24 protein-coding genes are annotated in these 21610 nt (G+C 60.6%); 14 read left to right on the top strand and 10 right to left on the bottom strand.

Annotated elements, in window-relative coordinates; translation table 11 throughout:
- The first annotated feature begins 320 nt into the window (after positions 1–320).
- Positions 321–992: a signal peptidase I gene (locus E2N92_RS07900; protein WP_220680652.1), complete on the top strand. Its 672-nt coding sequence runs from the start codon at positions 321–323 to the stop codon at positions 990–992.
- Positions 993–1009: 17 nt separating this feature from the next.
- The gene (gene cofH / locus E2N92_RS07895; RefSeq protein WP_220680651.1) at positions 1010–2101 is read left to right on the top strand and encodes a 5-amino-6-(D-ribitylamino)uracil--L-tyrosine 4-hydroxyphenyl transferase CofH; all 1092 of its coding nucleotides are present in this window, start codon (positions 1010–1012) and stop codon (positions 2099–2101) included.
- A gap of 259 nt (positions 2102–2360) precedes the next feature.
- Here cofH and thiC read toward each other — a convergent pair whose 3' ends face one another.
- Positions 2361–3650 carry a phosphomethylpyrimidine synthase ThiC gene (gene thiC, locus E2N92_RS07890; RefSeq protein WP_220680650.1) on the bottom strand — a complete coding sequence of 430 codons (1290 nt, stop codon included), beginning with the start codon at positions 3648–3650 and terminating at the stop codon, positions 2361–2363.
- A 25-nt stretch (positions 3651–3675) separates the two neighbouring features.
- Between thiC and E2N92_RS07885 the strand changes: the two genes are divergently transcribed.
- Genes E2N92_RS07885 through E2N92_RS07875 form a run of 3 tightly spaced genes read left to right on the top strand, consistent with a single transcriptional unit; the run spans position 3676 to position 5275 of the window.
- Complete coding sequence (locus E2N92_RS07885) at positions 3676–4272, top strand: MBL fold metallo-hydrolase (protein WP_220680649.1); 597 nt, start codon at positions 3676–3678, stop codon at positions 4270–4272.
- The gene (locus E2N92_RS07880) at positions 4272–4727 is read left to right on the top strand and encodes a GIY-YIG nuclease family protein (protein WP_220680648.1); all 456 of its coding nucleotides are present in this window, start codon (positions 4272–4274) and stop codon (positions 4725–4727) included. Before E2N92_RS07885 ends, E2N92_RS07880 begins: the two co-directional genes overlap by 1 nt.
- Positions 4724–5275 (top strand): flavodoxin family protein, encoded by a 552-nt coding sequence (locus E2N92_RS07875; RefSeq protein ID WP_220680647.1) that lies wholly within the window; start codon positions 4724–4726, stop codon positions 5273–5275. The genes E2N92_RS07880 and E2N92_RS07875 overlap by 4 nt, the downstream gene beginning before the upstream one ends.
- Before the next feature lie 974 nt (positions 5276–6249).
- On the opposite strand, the gene purE is transcribed toward E2N92_RS07875, so the two are convergent.
- Positions 6250–6639: a 5-(carboxyamino)imidazole ribonucleotide mutase gene (gene purE / locus E2N92_RS07870; RefSeq protein WP_220680646.1), complete on the bottom strand. Its 390-nt coding sequence runs from the start codon at positions 6637–6639 to the stop codon at positions 6250–6252.
- A gap of 113 nt (positions 6640–6752) precedes the next feature.
- Between purE and E2N92_RS07865 the strand changes: the two genes are divergently transcribed.
- The 8 genes from E2N92_RS07865 to E2N92_RS07830 are packed head-to-tail and all read left to right on the top strand — an operon-like array spanning position 6753 to position 14035.
- Positions 6753–7886, top strand: coding sequence for a pyridoxal-phosphate-dependent aminotransferase family protein (locus E2N92_RS07865; RefSeq protein WP_220680645.1), 1134 nt, complete (start codon positions 6753–6755; stop codon positions 7884–7886).
- Positions 7883–8344 carry a riboflavin synthase gene (gene ribC, locus E2N92_RS07860; RefSeq protein ID WP_220680644.1) on the top strand — a complete coding sequence of 154 codons (462 nt, stop codon included), beginning with the start codon at positions 7883–7885 and terminating at the stop codon, positions 8342–8344. Before E2N92_RS07865 ends, ribC begins: the two co-directional genes overlap by 4 nt.
- A 51-nt stretch (positions 8345–8395) precedes the next feature.
- Entirely contained in the window at positions 8396–8803 is a 408-nt protein-coding gene (ribH, locus tag E2N92_RS07855; RefSeq protein WP_220680643.1) for a 6,7-dimethyl-8-ribityllumazine synthase, read from the top strand.
- Positions 8800–9942, top strand: a complete 1143-nt coding sequence (locus tag E2N92_RS07850) for a pyridoxal phosphate-dependent aminotransferase (protein WP_220680642.1) — start codon at positions 8800–8802, stop codon at positions 9940–9942. The genes ribH and E2N92_RS07850 overlap by 4 nt, the downstream gene beginning before the upstream one ends.
- Before the next feature lie 21 nt (positions 9943–9963).
- A complete protein-coding gene (locus tag E2N92_RS07845; RefSeq protein WP_220680641.1) occupies positions 9964–11736 on the top strand; it encodes a PAS domain S-box protein in 1773 nt (590 codons plus the stop codon).
- 47 nt (positions 11737–11783) lie between these two features.
- Positions 11784–12188, top strand: coding sequence for a hypothetical protein (locus E2N92_RS07840; protein WP_220680640.1), 405 nt, complete (start codon positions 11784–11786; stop codon positions 12186–12188).
- Positions 12189–12229: 41 nt separating this feature from the next.
- Positions 12230–12877 carry a Yip1 family protein gene (locus E2N92_RS07835; protein WP_220680639.1) on the top strand — a complete coding sequence of 216 codons (648 nt, stop codon included), beginning with the start codon at positions 12230–12232 and terminating at the stop codon, positions 12875–12877.
- Positions 12878–14035, top strand: a complete 1158-nt coding sequence (locus E2N92_RS07830; protein ID WP_220680638.1) for a COG1361 S-layer family protein — start codon at positions 12878–12880, stop codon at positions 14033–14035.
- A gap of 485 nt (positions 14036–14520) precedes the next feature.
- Here E2N92_RS07830 and E2N92_RS07825 read toward each other — a convergent pair whose 3' ends face one another.
- Positions 14521–14700 (bottom strand): hypothetical protein, encoded by a 180-nt coding sequence (locus tag E2N92_RS07825; protein ID WP_220680637.1) that lies wholly within the window; start codon positions 14698–14700, stop codon positions 14521–14523.
- 113 nt (positions 14701–14813) lie between these two features.
- On the opposite strand from E2N92_RS07825, the gene E2N92_RS07820 reads away from it, so the two are divergent.
- A complete protein-coding gene (locus E2N92_RS07820) occupies positions 14814–15644 on the top strand; it encodes a class I SAM-dependent DNA methyltransferase (protein ID WP_220680636.1) in 831 nt (276 codons plus the stop codon).
- On the opposite strand, the gene E2N92_RS07815 is transcribed toward E2N92_RS07820, so the two are convergent.
- The 7 genes from E2N92_RS07815 to E2N92_RS07785 form a co-directional block, all read right to left on the bottom strand.
- Entirely contained in the window at positions 15641–18001 is a 2361-nt protein-coding gene (locus E2N92_RS07815) for a metal ABC transporter solute-binding protein, Zn/Mn family (RefSeq protein WP_220680635.1), read from the bottom strand. The genes E2N92_RS07820 and E2N92_RS07815 overlap by 4 nt on opposite strands.
- On the bottom strand, positions 17988–18908 hold the full coding sequence (locus E2N92_RS07810) for a metal ABC transporter permease (protein WP_220680634.1): 921 nt from the start codon (positions 18906–18908) through the stop codon (positions 17988–17990). Before E2N92_RS07810 ends, E2N92_RS07815 begins: the two co-directional genes overlap by 14 nt.
- Entirely contained in the window at positions 18901–19641 is a 741-nt protein-coding gene (locus E2N92_RS07805) for a metal ABC transporter ATP-binding protein (protein WP_220680633.1), read from the bottom strand. The genes E2N92_RS07810 and E2N92_RS07805 overlap by 8 nt, the downstream gene beginning before the upstream one ends.
- A gap of 2 nt (positions 19642–19643) precedes the next feature.
- The gene (locus E2N92_RS07800) at positions 19644–20084 is read right to left on the bottom strand and encodes a formylmethanofuran dehydrogenase subunit E family protein (RefSeq protein WP_220680632.1); all 441 of its coding nucleotides are present in this window, start codon (positions 20082–20084) and stop codon (positions 19644–19646) included.
- A 208-nt stretch (positions 20085–20292) separates the two neighbouring features.
- The gene (locus tag E2N92_RS07795; RefSeq protein ID WP_220680631.1) at positions 20293–20532 is read right to left on the bottom strand and encodes a hypothetical protein; all 240 of its coding nucleotides are present in this window, start codon (positions 20530–20532) and stop codon (positions 20293–20295) included.
- Positions 20529–21125 carry a DUF2953 domain-containing protein gene (locus E2N92_RS07790; protein ID WP_220680630.1) on the bottom strand — a complete coding sequence of 199 codons (597 nt, stop codon included), beginning with the start codon at positions 21123–21125 and terminating at the stop codon, positions 20529–20531. The genes E2N92_RS07795 and E2N92_RS07790 overlap by 4 nt, the downstream gene beginning before the upstream one ends.
- A 69-nt stretch (positions 21126–21194) precedes the next feature.
- On the bottom strand, positions 21195–21590 hold the full coding sequence (locus E2N92_RS07785; RefSeq protein ID WP_220680629.1) for a spore germination protein GerW family protein: 396 nt from the start codon (positions 21588–21590) through the stop codon (positions 21195–21197).
- Between the last annotated feature and the right edge of the window lie 20 nt (positions 21591–21610).

The following is a 21610-nucleotide window of genomic DNA, read 5'->3' as shown; positions in this document are numbered from 1 at the left end:
CGCGCCGGGGGGCAAGTGCCCCCCGGACCCCCCACGATGAGGATCGGTGGGGGCGGCGACGGAACACGATCCCCACCGATTCTTCATTCTTGAAAATGGGAGATCAAGCGACGAGAAATTTTCATTCCGTATGCTTGAGACGTTCTTTCGCTTCATGAGCAATTCTAAACTGGAACCGTATTCGATGATTTACCCGGGGCTCTCTCGACGGCATCGATCGATCAGGGAATTCGGCGCTCAGTACATCTGAGTGCGCTCTGAACCCTGCCCTGTCTGCTCCCATATTTATATTATATGCCGGTCCTAACATCTCCCTACAGATGTCTGACAGAGCGGCCCGGAAACCCGGTTTGATCGAACAGATCAGGACAAGCAAGCACCCTGCCGTCGCCATCGGCCGGGACATCGCCTGGGCAGTCGCGGTTGTTGCAGGGATCGCCCTGGTCCTCTTCCTGGTCTCTGGCACCTGGCCCGCGGTGGTGGCGATCGAGTCAGGGAGCATGATTCCGAACATGAACATCGGCGACCTGGTCTTTGTCTCCGCCCCGGACCGGTTCGGCACCTTCCAGACGTGGGAGGACGGCCAGGTCTCGGGATACATGAAGTACAACGACTACGGTGACGTGGTCATCTACCGGCCCAACGGCGCCGACTCTGTCAACCCGATCATCCATCGTGCGCTCATGTGGGTCGAAGCGAACCAGACCGTAATGTTGCCTCTCCAGAATGGGCAGACCGTCGAGTATACTGCTCCGCACGAGGGCTATATCACGATGGGAGATAACAACCCGGCACCTGATCAACTCTCGGTCTATCGTGAGATCGGTGGGCAGATCGAACCGGTGAAGAAGGAATGGGTGGTCGGCAAGGCCCTCTTTGCGATCCCCTTCCTTGGCTACCTCCCCCTCCATATCTTTGAGGTGGCCGTCGTCCTGATCGTCCTGATGTTCATCTACGACTTCCTGGTCGAGCGCCGGAAAGAACAGAAATAACCCGAGGGAACCCCCCCATGCCCAGAGACGATATCAGAACCCTACTCTCCGACACGCTTGCCGGCCACCGGATGACCGAGGAGGAGGCCCTCTCCCTCCTCACAGTCCGGGACCGGCGGGTGTGGGAGATTGCGGCGGCCGCCGACGAAGCCCGGCAGGAGCGTGCCGGGGAGACGGTCACCTACGTGCGCAACCAGAACCTCCATATCACGAATATCTGCAAGAACCTCTGTGGCTTCTGTGGCTTCGGACGGAAGGCCACCGATCCCGGCGCCTATCTCCATGGGAGAGAAGAGGTGGAGCGCCGCGCCCGTCTCGCCCGTGACCGCGGTGTCAGCGAGGTCTGTTTTCTCTCAGGCGTCCACCCGGCCTTCGACGTCTCTTCATATGAGGAGATGATCGGATGGGTCCACGCGATCCTCCCTGATGTGGACATCCACACCTGCAGTCCAGAGGAAGTGGTCTTTGCCTCGGAACAGAGCGCGATATCCACACAAGAAGTGCTGGAACGTCTCCGTGCCGCGGGCCTTGGCACCCTTCAGGGGACGGCGGCCGAGATCCTGGTCGACGAGGTGCGGCAGGTGATCTGTCCGCGGAAGGTGGACACCGCCACCTGGGTGCGGGTGATCAGGGAGGCCCATCAGATGGGGATCAGGTCGACGGCCACGATCATGTACGGGAGCTACGAGTCAGAGGCCGACCGGGTGCGGCACCTTGCGGTGCTGCGCGAGGTGCAGGACGAGACCGGTGGGTTCACCGAACTCGTCCCACTTCCCTTCATCCATACCAACACCCCGCTCTATAAGGCCGGGATTGCGAGGCCGGGTACCACCGGACGGGAGGACATGCTGATGTTTTCCGTTGCCCGTCTCTTCCTGGACAACTTCGAAAACATCCAGATCTCCTGGGGGAAGGTCGGGACCAGGATGGCGCAGCTCGGGCTCATGGCCGGGTGCAACGACCTGGGAGGCACGATGTTCGACGACGAGGTCTCCACCGACGCCGGGGCGGAGGACGCCGATTACCTCGACCCATCGGCGATGTGCCGGATCACCGAAGACCTCGGGCGCCCGTTGCGGCAGCGGACGACGCTGTATGAACTGATCTGAGGAGAGCACTGAACTCAGAACGACTCCCCTTTTTGCCTTCCCGCCCCCCATCGCCATCCCGGGGGTTCCGGGGACGGCAATGAGACAGAGTTCTCACCTCGTGTCTTACTCCGGAGGGGAACACGGGGCCGTGCACACTCCAGAGACCCACAAAATGTTCATGGCGTATGCTTGGGCCCCAGGGTTCATACCCGATTCTACACAGCCCTAAAAAGCCAAAAATAAATACCGTGGGTCGACGCGACCCATCAGTTATTTTTCAGTCTTTTTTCTCTTCGTCCCCTTCCAGAGCCTCGCGCACCATCTTGATCGCGCAGAGATCGCCGCACATCGAGCAGGTGTCCAGGTCCCCGTCACGGGCGTGGACCTTCCGGGCCAGGTCGCCGAACATCGCCGCCTCGAACTGCTCCTCCCAGTTGATACGTCGGCGGGCCTGGGCCATCTTGAGGTCGGGCGCCGATGAAGCCCCTTCTCCGAGCCTGACGATGTCGCCTGCGTGAGCGGAGACCCGCGCCACCCGGGTACCTTCGGCGATATCGTCGATGTCGGGCAGGGCGAGGTGCTCGCTCGGCGAGACCATACAGAGGAAGTCGGCGCCGTGCATCGCCGCCACCGCCCCGCCGATCGCCCCGACCACATGGTCATAGCCGGGTGCGATGTCGGTGACCAGGGGACCGAGGAGGTACAGCGGCGCCCCGTCGCAGACCTCCTTGATCATCTTGACATTATACCCGATCTCGTCGATGGGCATGTGTCCCGGCCCCTCGATGAAACGCTGGACCCCGGCAGAAAGCGCACGTCTCGAGAGACGGCCAAGGGTGATGTACTCGGTCGCCTTGGCAAGACGCTCGGCATCATAAATACACCCCGGCCGCATCCCGTCGCCGAGCGAGACGACGACATCGCTCTCCTCCAGGATCTCGAGGAGATAGTCGTACTCCTTGTAAAGCGGGTTCTCCTCCCCGGTCGCCGCCATCATAGCCACATGGAAGGCCCCGCCCCTGGAGACCACGCCCATGATCCTTGGGTCGGCCTTGAGATCGGCGAAGGCGTCCAGGTTCACGCCGCAGTGGAGTGTGAGGAAATCCACCCCCTGCTGGCAGTGCTCCCTGATGACCTTGAAGAGGAGATCGGCGGTGACGTCGGCAGCCGAACCGGCCCGCCGCACCGCCTCGTAGATCGGGACCGTCCCGAGTGGTGCGTCCAGTTCCAGGATCCGTTTCCGGATCGCCGGGAGGTCGCCCCCGGTCGAGAGGTCCATCAGGGTGTCGGCGCCGTTGGCAAGGGCTACCTTCGCCTTCTCGATCTCGAGATCAGGGTCGCACCGTTCCGCTGAGGTGCCGATGTTCACGTTCACCTTTACGCTGCACCCTTCGCCGACAGCACAAAGACGGTGTGGGCGGCGAGGATTTGCAGCAACCGTGATCCGCCCTCTCGTCACCGCACGGGCCGCCTGCCTGGGTGAGAGCCCTTCGTCCCGTGCGATCGCCTCGACCTCGGGAGGGACGCCGTTGAGACACTCCTTGATCAGGGTTTGCATAACACACATCTGTCGGTGTTCCTTATTATTCTGCATGCCAGTCGTCTGGTTGCCAGGAGAGGGATTCCTCGCGAACAGTTACATCTGCGGCGAGGTGCTCATCGACGCCGGGGTCTTCCCCATGGCCGTCGCGCCCTATGCAGAAGAGATCACCGCAATCGTGCTCACCCATACGCACTACGACCACACCGCCCACCTGAAAGAGCTCAGAGACCTCTGCCATGCCGGGGTCTGCGTCCATGCTCTCGATGTCAGGGGGCTCGTCGACGACGGTCCGAGTCTTGCCCCGCTCTTCGTGGCCCGGCCTCCCGGGATCGCCCCCGACCGTCTGCTCGAGGACGGCGACCGGATCGGCGACCTCGAGATCATCCACACCCCAGGCCACACGCCGGGCGGGATCTCGCTGTACCATCAAGAGGAGAAGGCCCTCTTCTGCGGGGACACCGTCTTTCCCGGCGGGTCCTTTGGGCGCTACGACTTCCCCGGCGGCGACCGCGTCGCGTTGAGCAGGTCGGTCGAGCGGCTTGCGGCCCTGGAGGTGGAAGGACTGTACCCCGGCCATGGCGAACCGGTGCGGGAAGGGGGCGGGCGGCATGTCAGGGCGTCGGCTCTCGCTCTCCGGGGCAGTTGATGAGAGGGATCTATTGCCTGGTCTTCCAGAACCGGGCCGTCACCCTCGGGATCGGAGCCCTCGGCGAGGTGGCGTTCAGGGAGGGGTGGCACCTCTATGTCGGGTCGGCCCAGGGGCCTGGTGGGCTTGGGGCCAGGGTAGGTCGCCACGTCCACCTCGCAGCGGATAAGGATCGACGGCCGCGCTGGCACGTCGACCGCCTTCTCCTCTCAGGCGCCTTCGTCCTCAGGGGAGCGGTGTGCGCAGCGACCGACGATGACCTCGAGTGCGGACTTGCCGCCGCGATCGGGGGCGAAGCGGTCGAAGGGTTCGGGTGCAGCGACTGCCGGTGCTTTTCTCATCTCTTCTACCGCCCTGACGAGCCGTTCACTGAAGTTGCCGACGCCTTTACCGCGATCAGGCTTGATCCGAGGATCAGAAAGACCAATATGGGTGGATGCCATCTCAATGTATGAAGGTCCTCGGCATCTCAGGGAGCATGAGAAAGGACGGGAACACCGCCCAGCTTGTCAGGTACATCCTCGCAAAGGTCCAGGCAACCGGTATCGAGACCGAATTCGTCTCTTTTACGGGCAGGACGATCAAGCCCTGCACCGGGTGCGAGCAGTGCAAGGAAACAAAATGGTGTGTCGTCGAGGGCGACGACTGGGCCGACCTTGCCCGGAAGATGCTTGAGGCCGAGGTGGTCGTCCTCGGGTCGCCGACCTATTACTATGACGTCAACGGCCAGATGAAGAATTTCATCGACCGCACGTACTCGCTCTTCCATGACCGAAAACTCGCGGGACGGAGCGCGGTGGCGGTGACCGTCTGCGCCGACCGCGGCTGTGAACGTTCGCTCGAGACGATCGAGGGGTTCCTGAACACCCACCACTTCTCGTACCTCGGCCATGTCTGCGGGAAAGCCTATGCACCGGGTGAGATCATGACCGATGTGAGGGCGGTGAAGAAGGCCGACGGGGTCGCGCAAAAGATCGTCAACCTCCTCCAGCCGAGGGACTGAGGCGGAAACGGAACGGCCGGAGGGAAAGGTCCGGTTCGGTGATCGATGTGCCGCCCCTTATCACCCGATCTGTCCTGCCGTCTCGCGAGAGGATAGGGTGTGGGACGGCACGTCGGTGATCCCGCTGAGAATGGATCGGCCCGCTCCCATCCAGGTTCTATCTTCGGGGTCATGCTGACAGGACGGTGTGACGATCTGAACATCCCGTCCCCCCATCACCGGACCTGTTCTGCAGTTTCGCGAGAAGATAGGGCGGGGGCGGCGAGAAGGCATGCCCTTCCCTCGTTCCGGTTTTATCTTCGGGGTCGTGACGACAGGGAGTATGAAGATCAGGTGTGCCGTCCCCGATCACCGGATCTTTTCCGCCGTCTCGCGAAAAGATAGTGCGGGGGACGGCATGGGGTGGTGTGATCTTCCCCGTCCCGCTCCAATCTTCGGGGTCATGACGATGGGATGGCATAACGATCAGAAGGGCCGCCCCCTATCACTGTTTCGCGAGAGGGGGGGTGAGGACGGTGAGGGATGGTGTTCGTGTCTGCTGCACTTCTGTGATGGAAGAGTCGAGCGCTCCTATCCTCTCGCGAGACAGCGTGACGATCAGACCATGCCGCCCCCGATCATTGAGTCTGTTCTGCCATCTCGCGAGAGGATAGGATGGGGGCGGCACGGGGCGGTGTGCTCCCGCCGAAAAAAGATCGCCCCGCTCCCTCCCGTCCCGGTTCAATCTTCGGGGTCATGGCGGCGGGACGGCGTGATGATCAACCGTGCCGTCCCCCCATCGTAGGATCTGTCCTGTCGTCTCGCGTGAGGATAGGGGGCGGCAGTTGAGCGGTGTCCTCCGAGTGCCCTGTCGCGATTGAGAGAGTTTCTCCGAACAATGGTCAATCACGTATGCTTGAGTCAGAGTTTCATGTCTGATGCAAAAAGTCCTGAAAGAAAGGTCGCGCCGGGATCTCTCCCCCGGCTCTTATCCCTCACGTCACGCCCAGGATCCGTGCCGCAAGATGGGCGGCGTTCTCGCCGCCGTCCACGGCGACACACGCGACCGGCACGCCCCTGGGCATCTGCACCACCGAGAGCAGAGCATCGAGGCCGCCGAGCAGTTTGCCCGAGACCGGCACCCCGATCACCGGCTTCTTCGTCTTCGACGCGACGACGCCGGGGAGGGCCGCCGACATGCCCGCGATGCAGATGAAGACCTTCGCATCGGAGGCCTTCACATACTCGTCCAGGCGCTCGGGATCCCGATGGGCCGAGATCACCTGAACGTCATAGGTGATCCCATATTCGGCGAGTATATGCGTGGCCTTCTCGGCGATTGCGCTGTCCGAGGCCGATCCGGTGATGACCGCAACATCTGGCATGGTGATACCTCTACGTCTTCATCCAAGATAGGGGTGCGGGACGGTTATGCCTTCTCCCGGTCCCTGTCGGGGGCAACCTACATTGCCACGTACGGCGAATCAAACCTGTACCTATGGAAGACGTACGACTCCTGATGCTGCCGGGCCCGGTCCCGCTCCCTGAACGGGTGCTCCAGGCCATGATGCGTCAGGCCATCAACCACCGCGGTCCCGAGTTCGGCGCCGCGTATACCGAAAGCGTCGAAGTTCTGAAAACGTGCTTTGGGACGGAGAACGAGGTCTTTATCCTCAGTGGGTCGGGCACCGCCGGCATGGACGCCGCGATCTCCAACTTCGGGAAGGGCAAGAAGATCGCCTCGCTGGTCAACGGAAAGTTTGGCGACCGTCTCTACGAGATTGCATCACGCAACGGCGATGCAACCGGGATCGCCTCTGAGTGGGGAACCCCGGTCGACCTCGCCGCCCTCGAGGAAGCCCTTGAGAACGGCGCCGAGATGGTGACGATGGTCCACAACGAGACCTCCGCCGGTATCCTCAACCCGGCGAAGGAAGTCGGACGGCTTGCCCGCAAGCATGACGCCCTCTTTGTGATGGACGGCGTCACCTCGGTCGGCGGCGACGAAGTCCTCGCCGACGAGTGGGGAGTCGACGTCGCGATCGTCGGATCGCAGAAGTGCCTCGCCGCACCGGCAGGCCTTGCTGCTGTTGCGGTCTCAGACCGGGCATGGGACCGGATCGTCGAAGATCGGCCGTACTATCTCGACCTTGCGTCGTACCGGAAGAGCGCCCACAAGGAGCCGATGCAGACCCCGTACACCCCGGCCGTGCCGCTCTTCCTCGGGCTCCACGAGTCCCTGATGATGATCAAGGAAGAAGGTATGGAAGCCAGGGTCGCCAGGCACCACAGGATGTCGGCTTCGGTCCGCGCCGCCGTCGCCGCCTGGGGGCTCGAGATGTTCCCGCAGCTCGACGAACACTCGGCCTATTCGAACACCGTCACCGCGGTGCGGATGCCCGAAGGCGTCGCCGACGCCGATGTGCGCGGCACCGTCAAGAAGATGGGCATCGAGATCGCCGGCGGGCAGGACCACCTCAAGGGCAAGATCTTCCGCATCGGTTCGATGGGTGCGGTCAGCGCCCCGGAGATCCTCGCCACCCTCGCCGCAGTCCAGCACGCACTCCGCAAGGCCGGCGTCGCCGGTGTGGGTGACGGTGTCGAGGCCGCGGCAGAGGTGCTGAACCCATGAAGGTCGGGGTTGCCGACACCACCTTTGCACGCGTCAACATGGGCGCGATCGCCGTCGACGAGCTGAAGCGGCACGCCAGCGTGGCGATCGAACGCTCTACGGTCCCCGGGTTCAAGGACCTCCCGGTGGCCTGCAAGATACTCATCGAAGAGCGGGGCTGCGACATCGTCATCGCCCTCGGGATGCCGGGCGGGCAGGAGAAGGACAAACTCTGCGCCCACGAAGCCTCCCAGGGCTTGATGCTCGCTCAACTGATGACCAACCACCACATCATCGAGGTCTTCGTCCACGAGGACGAGGCCAGGGACGAACGGGAACTTGCCTGGCTTGCCGAACGGCGGACACGGGAACATGCCGTGAACGCCGTGAACCTCGTCCTCCGCCCCGACGTGCTGACCAGGATGGCCGGCACCGGGCAGCGGCAGGGCTTCGAGGACGTCGGCCCGGCCAGGCAGTAGACCGGCAGGAATAATAGACGACCGGAAAAAGAATCAATCGAGGAGATCACCATGACAATCAAACTTGGCTTCGTCGTGGCGGAGTTCAACCGCGACATCACCTATATGATGGAGATCGAGGGCCGGGAGCACGCAAAGTTCCTGGGCGCAGAGGTGACCGAGTGCTTCTACGTGCCTGGCGCCTACGACATGCCCCTTGCGATCAAGAAGATGCTGGAAGACGGGAAGGTCGACGCCGTCGTGACCGTCGGCTGCGTCATCGAGGGTGCGACGCAGCACGACGAGATCGTGGTCCAGCACGCCGCCCGCAAGATCATCGACCTCTCCCTCGAGTACAACAAGCCCGTGGCCCTCGGGATCTCCGGGCCCGGCATGACCAGACTCGAGGCCAACGAGCGGATCGACTATGCAAAGCGTGCGGTCGAGTCGGCCGTCAAGATGGTGCAGAGATTAGGATGAGAGCCCTCTCTGAGAAGGTCGGTGCCGTCGCCCCGTCGGCGACGATCGAGATATCGGACGCCGCCAAGCGGATGAAGAGAGAGGGGATAGACGTCATATCCCTCTCCATCGGCGAACCGGATTTCGATACTCCGGAACACATCGTGCAGGCCTGCTGTGACGCCATGAAGAGGGGCGAAACCCATTATGCCCCTTCCAACGGCATCCCCGAACTTCTGCACGCGGTGGCCGAGAAGTGCTGGACCGAGAACCGGATCCCCTGCGGCCCCGAGCAGGTCATCGCCACCTGCGGGGCCAAGAGTGCCATTTACGAGGTGATGCAGGCCTGTCTCAACCCCGGCGACGAGGTGATCCTTCCTGATCCCGCCTGGGTCAGTTACGAACCCTGTGTCCAGATGGCCGGCGCTCGGGTCGTCCACCACCTGATGGACGAGCCCGACTTCCAGATCGACGACTCGATCCTGGAGCGGGTGGGGCAGAAGACCAGGATGATCGTGGTCAACTCGCCCTCCAACCCGGCCGGGACCGTCCTCTCGAATGCCTCGCTGAAACTCGTCGCCGACCTCTGCGAGGATTACGACCTTCTCGCTCTCTCAGACGAGATCTACGAGAAACTCGTCTATGGCAGGGAACACCACTCCCTTGCGTCCATCGGCGACATGGCCGAGCGAACGATCACCATCAACGGCTTCTCCAAGGCCTATGCGATGACGGGGTGGCGGCTCGGCTATGCGGTGGCACCGCTGCCGGTCCTCCGCCAGATGGTCAAGGTCCAGCAGCACTCGGTCTCTCACCCGACCACCTTCGTGATGTGGGGCGGGGTGGCGGCCCTCACCGGCGACCAGTCCTGTGTTGAGGCGATGCGGCAGGAGTTCGAGCGGCGCCGGATGTACATGCTTGACGAGTTCGGTTCGATGGGCTACACGGTTGCCCCGCCCGACGGCGCTTTCTACGCCTTTGTGAAGGTGGAGGGCGACGACATGGCCATCGCCCGCGAGTGGCTCAACGAGGCGCATGTCGCCGCGACGCCGGGCACCGCCTTCAACGCGCCGGGGTGGATGCGGGTCAGCTATGCCGCATCGCTTGAGACCTTGAAAGAGGCGATGCACCGGATCAGACTCTGGAAGAATACGAATTAGTCCGAGGCGGTGCCCAGGAAGATGAGAGGAAGGCCCGGTTCCGGCGGTGGCGGGGGCGCCTGGAAGGGATTCCTCCGGGTTTTTATTTTTGTTCTTCTCATCTTCACTTCTTTTACTGCGGTCGGAGCGTTTGTCCCCGACGATCAGCAGAATGTCCTGCTTCTTCATTCCTATTATGACGGTCTCTCCTGGAGCGACGATGTGACAGACGGGGTGCGTTCGGTCCTGGACGATCCGGGAGAGGGCGTCAACCTGTATATCGAGTATATGGACATGCCGCGGGTGAACTCGCCGGGGTATGTGGAGGGGATGGCCGATCTCTTCAGGGTCAAGTATGCGGCGATCTCTTTTGATCTGATCATCTGCTCCGATGAGTATGCCTTCCGTTTTCTGCGCGAGTACCATGACGACCTCTTTCCGGGTGTCCCGGTCGTCTTCTGTGGTGTGAACTATTTCGAAGACTCGTACCTCGATGACTGGGAGGACTGCACCGGGATCGTCGAGGCCTACGACGTCGTCGGCACCATCGATGCCGCCCTCGCTCTCGACCCGGACGTGCGGAGAGTCTATGTCGTCAACGACCGTTCTGAGACCGGTCTTTCCAATTGGAAGGTGGTCGAGCGGGCGGCAGATATTTATCGAGGTCGTCTGGAGATCGTCTCATCGGAAGGACGGAGTTTCGATGAGGTCATGGGCGAGATCTCAGTCCTCCCGCCTGACACCGTCGTCCTCCTGATGACCTATTATCAGGATCCTGACGGCACCTCGTATGATCATACCGAGGTGATCACCGCGGTTTCGGCCGCCTCTCCGGTCCCGGTCTATGGGGTCTGGGACGTCTACCTGGGCGACGGCCTCGTCGGCGGTCGCCTCACGTCGGGAAAGGACCAGGGGACGGCGGCCGGGGAAATGGCACTGGGGATTCTTGAAGGGGAGTCGGCCTCGACGGTTCCGGTCAAAAAGGATCTTCAGGGAGTGTACACCTTTGATTATCACCAATTGCAACGCTTCGGGCTTCAGGAGTCAGACCTCCCGGCAGGGAGCGTGATGATCCATGCCCCGACATCATCTATCGAGATCGAACGGGACGTCCTGACCGTGGTGCTCGTCGCCCTTGTAATCCTTCTTCTCCTGGTCTTGTATCTTGGATATACGATCCGGGTGAGAAAAAAGACCGAAAATGCCCTGAGAAAAAGCGAGGAGATGTTCCGTGGGATTGCAGAACGCAGTTTCGACATTATCTTCACCACCGACGCCGAAGGACGGTATACCTATCTCTCTCCCTCGTTCAGGAGAGTCACCGGCTACGATCCGGAGGAATTCGTCGGGAAGTCCTACCTCGTTGGTCTCGATAATAACTGGCAGAAAATATCGGATGAAGTAATTGATGCCCTGAAAAATGGCCGGGCGGTGGAGGGTGTTGCGGTCTGCCTCCATGCGAAGGACAGGACTCCCAGGCACCTTGAGATCAATGCCGCACCGATCATGGTCGAGGGTGAGATGGCCGGGGTCCAGGGGGTGGTGCGTGACGTCACCGAGCGCCGGGAGATGGAACAGGCTCGTGAAGAAGCATATACTCAGATCGAGCGGAACATCCTCCAGTTTGCGGCTCTTGGCGACGAGATCCGAAATCCTCTCTCCGTGATCGTCGGGCTTGCCGATCTCAACTGCACCGAAGAGGATGCGGAGCGGATCTTTGAGCAGGCCAGGATCATCGATGCGATCATCGACCGTCTCGACCAGGGATGGATCGAGTCTGAGAAGGTACAGGCCTTCCTGAGAAAGCGGGGTTGACCTGATGGTTTCTCAGGCGCAGGTTGATATGGCCTGCTCTCGATGGTGTGGGATATGCAGATGCAGAACCGGGAGGTGGCCTGACGAAAGACCGGTTTGTCGTCCTCTGGCGTCGGGGCGGAGGGGTTGAGTGTCAGTATCGCACTATCGACACCGGGCGATCCCTGGGAGCGGTCTTACAGGAGATGCGTCCGCTCCTTGAGGAGAATGATATCGGTGTGGAACTGCGGGTGGAAGAGTGTCTAGGTACTATTTCCGCGGTCTTCTTCAACGGGATCCCCTTGCAGGATCTGATCGACGAAGTTGCCGGGGCCGCGGCCTACTGCACCGGGCCGTCGAGGATGGAAGAACTGGGCCGACCGGAGATCACCTATGACCCCGATGCACGAGCGGGGTGTGTCGTCCCGGAGATCGTCTTCAGGAAGGCAATCCTCCTGGCGCTTGAAGAATAGGCCCCTCTCATTTATATGGCATGGATGTTCCAGAGATCACCATGAGTCACTGGATTGTCGACCTCCTCCTCAACCCTGATACCTTCTTCAGGGAGCGGGAGGGGCATGAGGCAGGACTGAAGTTCCCCTTGCTGTTTGTCCTGCTGGCCGGACTTGCTGCGGCGCCTGGAGCATATGTGGTAGCCGGGATGACCGGGCCGCTTCTTCCCCCGGAGGCGCAGTCATATCTCGGGATTGTCATGGCTATTGCGGTAGTCGCAGCGTTTTTCTCCACGATTATCTTCTATATCGTGTTCGTGATCGTTTTTTATCTACTCTCCCTGGTTTTCAAGGGCAGCGGCGATATAAAGAAGAGTTTTGAAGCGGTGGGCTATGGATATCTCCCGCTGGTCGTCGGGTACCTGCTCTCGTCCCTGGCCATCATCTATTATGCTCCGTCTTTTGTGTTCCCACAGGTCGATCTGACCACTCCGGCGGGAGCGGAGGCATTGAATCAGGTGATCGCCAGTTCGCCGATGACGATGATCTCTTCTATTCTCGGGATCCTCTTCATGCTCTGGGCCGCGAACATCTGGATCTTCGGGATGCGGTATGCACGCTCCCTCACCCTCCGCAACGCCGCCATCACCGTCGGGGTGCCGGTGGGCATATATATCATCTTTCAGATAAGTGCGCTGGGAGTTCTCTAAATGCGGACGCTGTGGATATGCTTCGCGGTCTTCCTGCTCCTCCTCCCGGCAGCTGCGGCAGCGGTCGACGGTGAGGAGAATGCAGCGAGGGTGACGGTCCTCGGGACCCAGACCGATCCGACCGTTCTGATGCCCGGCGACGAGGCGACGGTCTCGGTGACGATAAAGAACACCGCCAACCAGAGTGTTCCGATCAGCAGCGCCCGGTTGTATACCGACAAGAACGTGGCGGTCCTTGACAGCCCGTACCAGACGTTCGGGGCCATCGGGCCCGGGAACGAGGCCACTTTCACCTTCAGGGTGAAGGCCTCTCTGCGTGAAGGGATCTTTTACCCGGTCTTTGTCCTCGACTTCAGGGATGCAGGTTCGCTCAGGTATCCTGTCCCGGTGAAAGTGGACGGGACCGAGCCGCGTTTCTCCGTCATCTCCAGGCCCGATTCCTTTGTCAAGGACAAAAAGGAGATCGTGCGGGTTTCGGTGAGCAACCCGCGTCCCGGCCCCATCAACGGCGTCTCGGTCGTCCCATCAGGTCAGAACCTTGAGGTCACACCGACGAGCGCCTTCATCGGGGCTCTTGAACCCGATCAGGCCGGGGAGGTCGCTTTCAACATCACTCCCGCCGAAGAGACCGATCTGATCTTCACGCTCCGTTACCGGAACGGCGACAACCAGCGAAGCATCGAGGTTCCTCTCCCGATCGTCTTCTCTGAGGACAAGAAGCGTGCCGAGATCGTCGTTTCCGGTGTCGAAGTGACGACGGAGGGAGGGCACTACCGGGCGAGTGGCGATGTAACCAACGCCGGCCTCGAGGTGGCGAAGGCGGTGGTGATCACCACGGGTGCACCGGCAATGCCTGTGGACCCGAACCGCGTCTATCCGGTTGCGTCCCTCGATCCCGACGACCTTGCGAACTTCGACGTCACTTTCAGGGTGGAGAATGCCACCGAGATCCCCCTGGTCATCGAGTATAAGGATGTCGACGGGAACACTTACTCATCGACGGCCATGATCGGAGTCTCGAGCACGCTTCCTGCTCCAGGAGAAGGGGAAACAACGTCTTTCCCGACAACAGCGGTTGTGCTTGTTCTTGTCGTTGCGGTGATCGCCGGTGCGGTGATCTTTTATTCGTGGAAGAAGGCGAAGGAGAACGAGAAATAATTTTTTGGCTCTGTAGAAATCATCCTCTTTTCATCATTTCAACGCCCTGTGAACCGAACCCTTCGTCTTCCCACATCTTCACGCCGGAGACGCTCCCACCGGCGCCTATGCTTGAGATAGTGTGCTGATCGGATGTGCCGCCCTGATCACCACGCCTTCAACATCAATCGCTCCGGGGGCGCTGCCCCCGGATCCCCACGACGAAGATTGGGGTGGGGCGGCACCAATCTCTTGAACGAAGCCGTACTTCAGGAACGTCTTCCACTCACCTATCAAGACCGGAGAGTTTTGGGATGACCTCTATGATAATCATCCCGAAGATCTGCTATGAAAGATTTTCATTCGGTATGCTTGAGGCGTGCTTTCGCTTCATGCTCAATTCTACAGATCCAAAAGATAAACCCAGAAAAAATTTCATCTCCTCGTTCTCCGGGAGAAGAAGGACAGGGGTATGAGGGCCCGCTGTCGGTTCTCCGGGATTGCAGTCACTCTTTTGCCATGATCGCGCCGACCACAAGGATTCCGAGGCCGATGATCACGATGGCAAGTTCGATGAGCCCGATCAGGAAGGTCACCACTTCAGGGGTGAGGAGGGTGATCCCGTAGATGCCGGCGGCAATCAGGACCAACCCCACGACAATCATTGCAACACCAGTCTTGTCCATAGACAGCGTCACCGGAGAATGATTGTCCGGTCCTGCATATGAGTCTTGTTCCTCTCTGTGGATCCTGGGAGAACTCGAACTATTTTTTTGCCTTTTCAAAGCTATTTTCATCCATGAAGGTTGCGAATACAGACTGGAACCAGGTCTGGGCGGACAGGGTGCGGGCGAATCGTGCGGTCCCTGGTTTCAGGACTGGCAAAGATCTCTGGGAGGAAAAGAAGGTGGCGGCAGAGTACAGGGTGCCGACCGACCGGGTAGCGGCGACGCTGGCCCGCCTCCCCCTGATGCCGCGACTATCGGTCCTCGATATCGGTGCCGGCCCCGGCACCCTCGCGCTCCCTCTCGCACGGGAGGTGCAGTCGGTCACCGCCGTGGAACCTGCTGCAGGGATGATGTCGGTCCTGGAAGAAAAGGCGAGGGTCAGGGACTGCAGGAATATACGGGCGGTGCAGAAGCGGTGGGAGGCGGTCGATCCCGCGTGCGATCTGGAGGGACCGTACGACCTTGTCGTCGCCTCGTTCTCTCTTGCGATGGAAAACCTGGCGGCGAGCCTCGAGAAGATGGACGCCGTCGCCTCGGGCTCGATACACCTCTTCTGGTTTGCCGATCTCCCGGGGTGGGAACGACACTATCTTGAGATCTGGCCTCCCCTCCATGGGGCGCCGTATAGCCCGGTTCCGAAGGCAGACGTGGTCTTCAACCTCCTCTGGCAGATGGAGTACCATCCGAACCTGGTCCAGATGCCACTCATCCAGGAAGAATATTTCAGGGATCTCGAGGAGGCGGTTGCCCATTATGCGCCGAAGTTCGGGGTGGCCGGTGCAGGAGAGGAAGAGGTGGTGCGCGAAGCACTGGGGCGGTGGCTTGTCAGAGAGGGGGACGGTCTGGTGCTGCGTGAGCGTTCGCGTGCGGCGCACATCTGGTGGGAAAAAGAGGGGGATTAAATCCGTCGCATCAGGCCGAAGACCACTGCCGCCAGGGCGAAGAAGAATACAGGCCCGATCGGGGACTGCTGCGGGGTGGTCTGGGGGGGTGCCGCCGTCGACGAGGCCGTGGTCTCTGTCGGGACGGCCGCCTGTGCCTGCGGTTTTGTGGTGGTAACGATTGAGTTGGATTCCGTGCTCTCGTTTGTCTCTATCGTCTGGTGGGAGGCTGTGGTCTCCGCAAACGTTGCGCCGCCCGGCAGCACGGTGATCGCGAAGTACGAGAACCCGGTGCACCGGGCGCGGTAGATGGCCACACCGTTGGTGGTGCCGAGGTATTCGGTGTCCAGGATCTGCCAGGCGCCGTCATGATAGTGTATCATCACGATGTCCAAGGGTTCGATCCCCTTTTCCGTGAGCCAGGACTCGCCGACCGAGAACTCGATCCAGGCCTCGCAGTTTTCCTGTACGCTCTCTGAACTGGGGGTGATGGCGAGGTAGCGGTAGGTGGTGTTCTCCGGTGGCTCGATCTCTCCTGGGAGAGAGGCCACCTCTTTTGCCGTGAGGATAAGCGATCCGATCGCTCCTTCAGGGATGAGGGCGATCCTGCTGACGGCACACCCCTCGAAGCAGAACTCGTTCTCTTCGCCAGCGCCGAGCTGGGCGGCGGGAGCCTCCCAGTCATCGTCGGATTCGGAGTACTTCCGTGCGGGTGCCATCACAGCTTCTTTGTTGTGTGCAAGGACGTCGGGAATAGACTCGACGCCTGCGATTGACATCGGGAAGTTGGTGAAGATGACGCGCTCGGCCTGGACCCCCTGGTCGTTGAGGGCCTCCTCGATCCCTTTTGCCATCTCGCCTGACTGCATGTTCTCGATGACGTATTTCACGTTCAGGTATTTCTCCGGGTTTGCGTTGATGTCGTCGACGATCTTCGCCGGGGTGAACTTCCCCTGCATATAGAACTCGGGGCCGAAGACGGCGACGACGTTGAGGCCGAGCCAGTTCTCCGTCGGGTCCTTCTGCCAGGCCATCACGACGACGTCCTGCCCTTCGATCCGTTCCCGCTCGCTTGCGGCGATGTCGGCCTCGTCGATCGCATCGCAGTAGGTCTGGAAGTTTTCCTCGAACTCGTCGGCATGCCAGGGCTGTGCGTTGGAGAGGATGTCTCTCACGTTCTTTGCAAAGAGTATCGCCTTTTCAGGCGTGTTCCAGTCCTGTACTTCCATCACCGTCCAGCCGACGGTGCCGTAGTCGTTGGCGTCCATGAACTTCTCGATCGCCGGCATGACTACCGGCTTGTCCATCGAGGAGTCGTGGGCGACGAAGAGATCTGCCGATGCGATGAGATCTTTCTGCATCTGGATGCGACTGTCGATGATGTCGCCCTGCATGTGGGGACAGATGGTGGGGTCGGCGACTGCGATGGCCTCCACATGCTCCCCGCCGATCGCTTGGAAGGGATCGGAGATGACGCTGGTCGTGGCGACGATTGTCATGGGCCGGTCGGGCGGGGTGATGGCCTCTTTGTTGTGGACGAGGACGTCGGGAATGGACTTGACGTCTGTGATCGACATCGGGAAGTTGGTGAAGATGACGCGCTCGGCCCTGATCCCCTGGTCGTGGAGGGCTTCCTCGATCCCTTTTGCCATCTCGCCCGACTGCATGTTCTCGATGACGTACTTCACGTTCTGGTATTTCTCCGGATCCGCGTTGATGTCGTCGACGACCTTTGCCGGGGTGAACTTTCCTTCCATGTAGAACTCGGGGCCGAAGACGGCGACGACGTTGAGGCCGAGCCAGTTTTCGACCGGGTTCTTTTGCCAGGCCATCACGATGACATCCTGACCGTTGATCCGGGCCGCTTCCTCTTCGGTAAGGTCGGTGGCGTCGATCGCCTCACAGTAACTCTCGTAGTTCGCCTCGTAGGCGGTTGCGTTCTCCGGGTCGACCTCGGCGAGGATGGACCTGACCTCCGCGGCAAGAACTTTCGCATTCTCGGGGGTGTTCCAGTATTCGGTCTCCACCACGGTCCAGTCGACCGTGCCGTAGTCGTTGGCGTCGATGAACTTCTCGATCGCTGGCATCACCACCGGTTTGTCCATCGAGGAGTCGTGGGCGACGAAGAGGTCCGCCGATGCGATGAAATCTTTCTGCATCTGGATGCGGTTGTCGATGATGTCCCCTTGCATATGGGGGCAGATAGCCGGGTCGGCGACTGCGATGGCCTCCACATGCTCCCCGCCAATCGCCTGGAAGGGGTCAGCGAGGACGCTGGTCGTTGCGACGACGTCCAGTGCCGCTGCGGAAGGTGTCAGAAGGGCGCAAAAAACAAAAAGGGCGACCACCAGGAATGTGGTCCAATTATTTCCTGTCATTGACCAGATCATGTGTGAATAAATTTATAAATTTTGTTAATTTGTGTGGATGAATATTCGATTTGTCTGAAGAGGGTCCTCCGGTCCCCCTGGGGACCCGTCGTTTCGGAGAGAGCAGCACGGCCACCAGGAAGAGCGCGCTGAAGACGACGGCAGTGAGGGGGCCGACCGGGAGGGAGTACTGGAGGCCGGTCCATGCCCCGACGACGCTCACGCTCCCCGCGATAAGAGGGGCGGAGAGAAAGAGGCCGCGTACGGTGGTGCAGAACTGGTAGGCGATCGCGGCCGGGGTGACGAGCCAGACATAGAGGAGGAGGCCGCCGATGATGTTGAGGGAGAGGGAGACCGAGATCGCGATCATGAAGAGGAGCGCATAGTAGATGGGCCGCACTCTGATCCCGGCCGCTTCGGCGATCTTGCGATCGAAGATGATCGCGGTGATCTCCTTGAAGAAGACCGCCACAAAGAGGACGGCGACAAGGGAGATGAGGGCGAGGGCATAGATCTCCTCCCGGTACAGGGAGGTGACGTTGCCGAAGAGGAGGGCGCTCGCATTAAGGCCTGAACCGAGGTACTGCATGTACGAGATGAAGAAAACCGCGACGGCCATCATCATCCCGAAGAGGACCCCCAGGATGGTGTCGGTCGACATCCTCGCCTTTTCCGAGAGGGGGCCGAGGATGGTGGCGATGGTGAGGCTTGCAAGGATGGCGGCGGCCGTTCCTTCGAGGCCGAAGAAGATCCCGGCGGCCGCACCGGCGAAGGCGGCGTGCGTCATGGTGAAGCCGATGGAGGAGATGTTCAACTGGGTGATGATCACGCCGAGGACGCTACAGGCGATCGAGGCGAAGAGCATCGCCTCGACGGCGTGGCAAACGATGTTGTTCTGGATGAGAAACTCAAGCATGGGGATCACCCGAGTGGGTGCGGACTCTCTCCTCGACCTCCTCGCCCGGACAGCGGGTGTCGAAAGTGAGCCGGCCGTCGTTCATGACGAGGACCCTGATCTCTCGTGCAGGAAGGGCGTCGAAGGCGTGGGAGACCATGACGATGGTGCATCCGGCGTCGGCGGTGCCGGTGAGGATCTCTGAGATGAAGTCGCGGGTGCAGAGGTCGAGGTTGGAGAAGGGTTCGTCGAGGAGGAGGATGTCGGGTTTTTTTGCGAGGTTCTGGGCGATGAGCACCTTCTGCTGCTGGCCGCCGGAGAGTTTGCCGATCGACCGCTCTTCGAGGTCTTCGATCCCGAGGAGGTGCAACGCCTCTTCGGCCGCCCGGCGGTCCTCTTCGCCGGGTTGCCTGCCGTAGCCGAGCAGCCCGTATCTTCCCATCATCACGACGTGGCCGACGGTGAAGGGGGCGAGGGGGTCGAAGGCGAAGTTCTGGATGACGTAGCCGACTCGCCGACGTACCGCATAGCCGTGGGAGAGGACGTCGAGACCACAGACGGTGGCGGTACCGTGAGTGATCGGGAGCATCCCGTTGATCGATTCGAGAAGGGTCGTCTTGCCGGCACCGTTCGGCCCTCCGACGACGACGAACTCGCCCGGTTCGACGGATGTGGAGACATCCCTGAGTACCGGGAGGTCCGATCCCTCGTATGCGGTGTAGACCCTGGCGAGGTTGATGCTGCCTCCGGCCATGTTCAACGCTCTTCGACGGTGAAGAGGTCGTGGCTGTCGAGGTGGTACATCGCTTCGGCGGCGATCTCGATCGCCCGCTCTCCGTCTTCGTCGTGGTGGTCTGGCAGTTCGAAGGATAGCGGCGTGAGTCGGATCGTTCTGTCTCCGTTCTCGAACTCGATGGCGATCTGTTCGCTCTCGACGATCTCGATGTTCTGTTTTCCGAGGGTGCACCCGCTACCGATCTGGACGCCGTCGGCGAGGCAGGATTCGGGTGGCGTGCCGGCACAGAAGACGCGTGCTTTGAGTTCGAAGGGGTTGGTGCAGAAATGTTCTCGTGCGTACCGGCCGATACGATATCCGATGACGATGTACGGGCCGAGATGGCCGTGGAACGCGGCGAGGTTCTCGACGGTGAAGGGGCGGTCGAGGTTCATGAACTTGCATGATGGGTCGATATCCATGCAGGATCGTCTGCATTAATGTTATATATAATTTGATTTTTCACATCAATTGTTATTTGTGTAGTTTTTTGTGGGATAATGCCTGAAACCCGGACTTGAACATACGCGGTAAATAACTCTTCTTCGGTTCAGAGGAAAGATGAAGAGAGGAGGGGGGTACCGTCGACGAACCTGAAAAGAGCGTTGCAGTCTCGAAAAATTCTGGGGTTTAATTTTTCTTGAGGGCGGCAAAGGCCCGTTCCGTCGCCTGCCTCACCATCCCTTCGGCGAGGGGCACGTCGGTGTCGAGACGGAAGAGCACCGTACTTCCGATTTCAGCTACGATGAGCGCGACCGGCCGTCCTGAGAAGAGCACCCCTCCCATACCTGCGAGTTCGGTCTCTCGCATGAGGGGGACTACCGCCCGATCCCCGGCGACGACTGCTTCTCCAATGGTGAGATCGTTCATTCTCTTCTCCGTGTCGCCTTCTGGATGACGGTGCGCATTTCAGGCTGCATGATCAGGCGTGCCGCGGAGACGAGGAGGACGACCGGTCGTCTGATCCTGAGGGCGACCTCCCCCTCTCCGGCAGGTTCACCCGCGGCGAAGAGAGGTTCCATTCTGAGGTGTACCGGTGTCGGCCACAGAACACCGTTCAATGCCTGCACCACGCCGAAGACCTCGCCGGTTGTAACCGGGTCCCCGAATCCGGCGCGAAACCTGAGAGAGATCTTTTCCAGACCGGTATGGGCGATGATCTGCCTGAAATATCCGAACAGATAGCGGAGGATCGGGCCGGCCGCTCTGATCTGCTCCAGGTCGGGCACCCTTCTTTTTTCCTCGGCTTCTTCTTCCTCTATCTCAGGAATTTTTTCACCCGACGGCAGGCAGATCTCTGCCACCGGCGTACGGCTGAGGAGGAAGGTCATCGTCCATCGCTCCCCCCCGTCCACTCTGATCCCCGCGGCTGTCCACCTTGCGCCGAGGGTGATCGCCCATGTGCCACCCTCGAACGACCCCGCTCCTCTGATATGCAACGGCATGAGGAGGATCAAATACATGAAGAGACCGACACATCCTAGAAGGATGCAGAGGAGGATTATTTCACTGCCTCCCATGGTTCAGGACGTCTACTCCTCTTCAGGTTCCTCTGCTTTCTTCTTTCTCTCTCCGATGACAGAGGCTACCTGTTCGATCACCGGTGGGATAGTCTCCCCGATCGTCTCGATCACCTCTGCAACCATTCCCTTCCGGGTCACCGGGAAGAGCTGGACACCTCCCGGACCCTTTACGTCCTTATGAACAACGAGCAGAGCGATGGGATCGACTCCTCCTCCTGCTCCGCCTCCTTCTCCCCTTCCTTCTCCGCCTTTCTCGGATTCTTTTCCGTGGCCTGCTCCGGCGCCAAAAGCAAATCCAAATCGTGCGATTGAAAAGACGACCTTATCTCCAAGGTCGAGGGGTTCCCCGATGACCGCCTTCGCCGTGATGAAGTTCCTGAGCTCTTCGGCGGTGACTCTGACCATCTCTTCTCCTGGCATGGGTA

The sequence above is a fragment of the Methanofollis formosanus genome (assembly GCF_019633745.1).
In the GTDB taxonomy this organism is placed as follows: Archaea; Halobacteriota; Methanomicrobia; order Methanomicrobiales; family Methanofollaceae; genus Methanofollis; species Methanofollis formosanus.
The sequence above is the reverse complement of the archived record's forward strand: the minus strand, read 5'-3'. Positions and strand labels throughout refer to the sequence as shown.

Excerpts from the sequence above, each read along its gene's own strand:
- E2N92_RS07900 (WP_220680652.1), top strand. The coding sequence starts at position 321 with ATGTCTGACAGAGCGGCCCGGAAACCCGGTTTGATCGAACAGATCAGG.
- cofH (WP_220680651.1), top strand. The coding sequence starts at position 1,010 with ATGCCCAGAGACGATATCAGAACCCTACTCTCCGACACGCTTGCCGGC.
- thiC (WP_220680650.1), bottom strand. The coding sequence starts at position 3,650 with ATGTGTGTTATGCAAACCCTGATCAAGGAGTGTCTCAACGGCGTCCCT.
- E2N92_RS07885 (WP_220680649.1), top strand. The coding sequence starts at position 3,676 with ATGCCAGTCGTCTGGTTGCCAGGAGAGGGATTCCTCGCGAACAGTTAC.
- E2N92_RS07880 (WP_220680648.1), top strand. The coding sequence starts at position 4,272 with ATGAGAGGGATCTATTGCCTGGTCTTCCAGAACCGGGCCGTCACCCTC.
- E2N92_RS07875 (WP_220680647.1), top strand. The coding sequence starts at position 4,724 with ATGAAGGTCCTCGGCATCTCAGGGAGCATGAGAAAGGACGGGAACACC.
- purE (WP_220680646.1), bottom strand. The coding sequence starts at position 6,639 with ATGCCAGATGTTGCGGTCATCACCGGATCGGCCTCGGACAGCGCAATC.
- E2N92_RS07865 (WP_220680645.1), top strand. The coding sequence starts at position 6,753 with ATGGAAGACGTACGACTCCTGATGCTGCCGGGCCCGGTCCCGCTCCCT.
- ribC (WP_220680644.1), top strand. The coding sequence starts at position 7,883 with ATGAAGGTCGGGGTTGCCGACACCACCTTTGCACGCGTCAACATGGGC.
- ribH (WP_220680643.1), top strand. The coding sequence starts at position 8,396 with ATGACAATCAAACTTGGCTTCGTCGTGGCGGAGTTCAACCGCGACATC.
- E2N92_RS07850 (WP_220680642.1), top strand. The coding sequence starts at position 8,800 with ATGAGAGCCCTCTCTGAGAAGGTCGGTGCCGTCGCCCCGTCGGCGACG.
- E2N92_RS07845 (WP_220680641.1), top strand. The coding sequence starts at position 9,964 with ATGAGAGGAAGGCCCGGTTCCGGCGGTGGCGGGGGCGCCTGGAAGGGA.
- E2N92_RS07835 (WP_220680639.1), top strand. The coding sequence starts at position 12,230 with ATGAGTCACTGGATTGTCGACCTCCTCCTCAACCCTGATACCTTCTTC.
- E2N92_RS07830 (WP_220680638.1), top strand. The coding sequence starts at position 12,878 with ATGCGGACGCTGTGGATATGCTTCGCGGTCTTCCTGCTCCTCCTCCCG.
- E2N92_RS07825 (WP_220680637.1), bottom strand. The coding sequence starts at position 14,700 with ATGGACAAGACTGGTGTTGCAATGATTGTCGTGGGGTTGGTCCTGATT.
- E2N92_RS07820 (WP_220680636.1), top strand. The coding sequence starts at position 14,814 with ATGAAGGTTGCGAATACAGACTGGAACCAGGTCTGGGCGGACAGGGTG.
- E2N92_RS07815 (WP_220680635.1), bottom strand. The coding sequence starts at position 18,001 with ATGACAGGAAATAATTGGACCACATTCCTGGTGGTCGCCCTTTTTGTT.
- E2N92_RS07810 (WP_220680634.1), bottom strand. The coding sequence starts at position 18,908 with ATGCTTGAGTTTCTCATCCAGAACAACATCGTTTGCCACGCCGTCGAG.
- E2N92_RS07805 (WP_220680633.1), bottom strand. The coding sequence starts at position 19,641 with ATGGCCGGAGGCAGCATCAACCTCGCCAGGGTCTACACCGCATACGAG.
- E2N92_RS07800 (WP_220680632.1), bottom strand. The coding sequence starts at position 20,084 with ATGGATATCGACCCATCATGCAAGTTCATGAACCTCGACCGCCCCTTC.
- E2N92_RS07795 (WP_220680631.1), bottom strand. The coding sequence starts at position 20,532 with ATGAACGATCTCACCATTGGAGAAGCAGTCGTCGCCGGGGATCGGGCG.
- E2N92_RS07790 (WP_220680630.1), bottom strand. The coding sequence starts at position 21,125 with ATGTATTTGATCCTCCTCATGCCGTTGCATATCAGAGGAGCGGGGTCG.
- E2N92_RS07785 (WP_220680629.1), bottom strand. The coding sequence starts at position 21,590 with ATGGTCAGAGTCACCGCCGAAGAGCTCAGGAACTTCATCACGGCGAAG.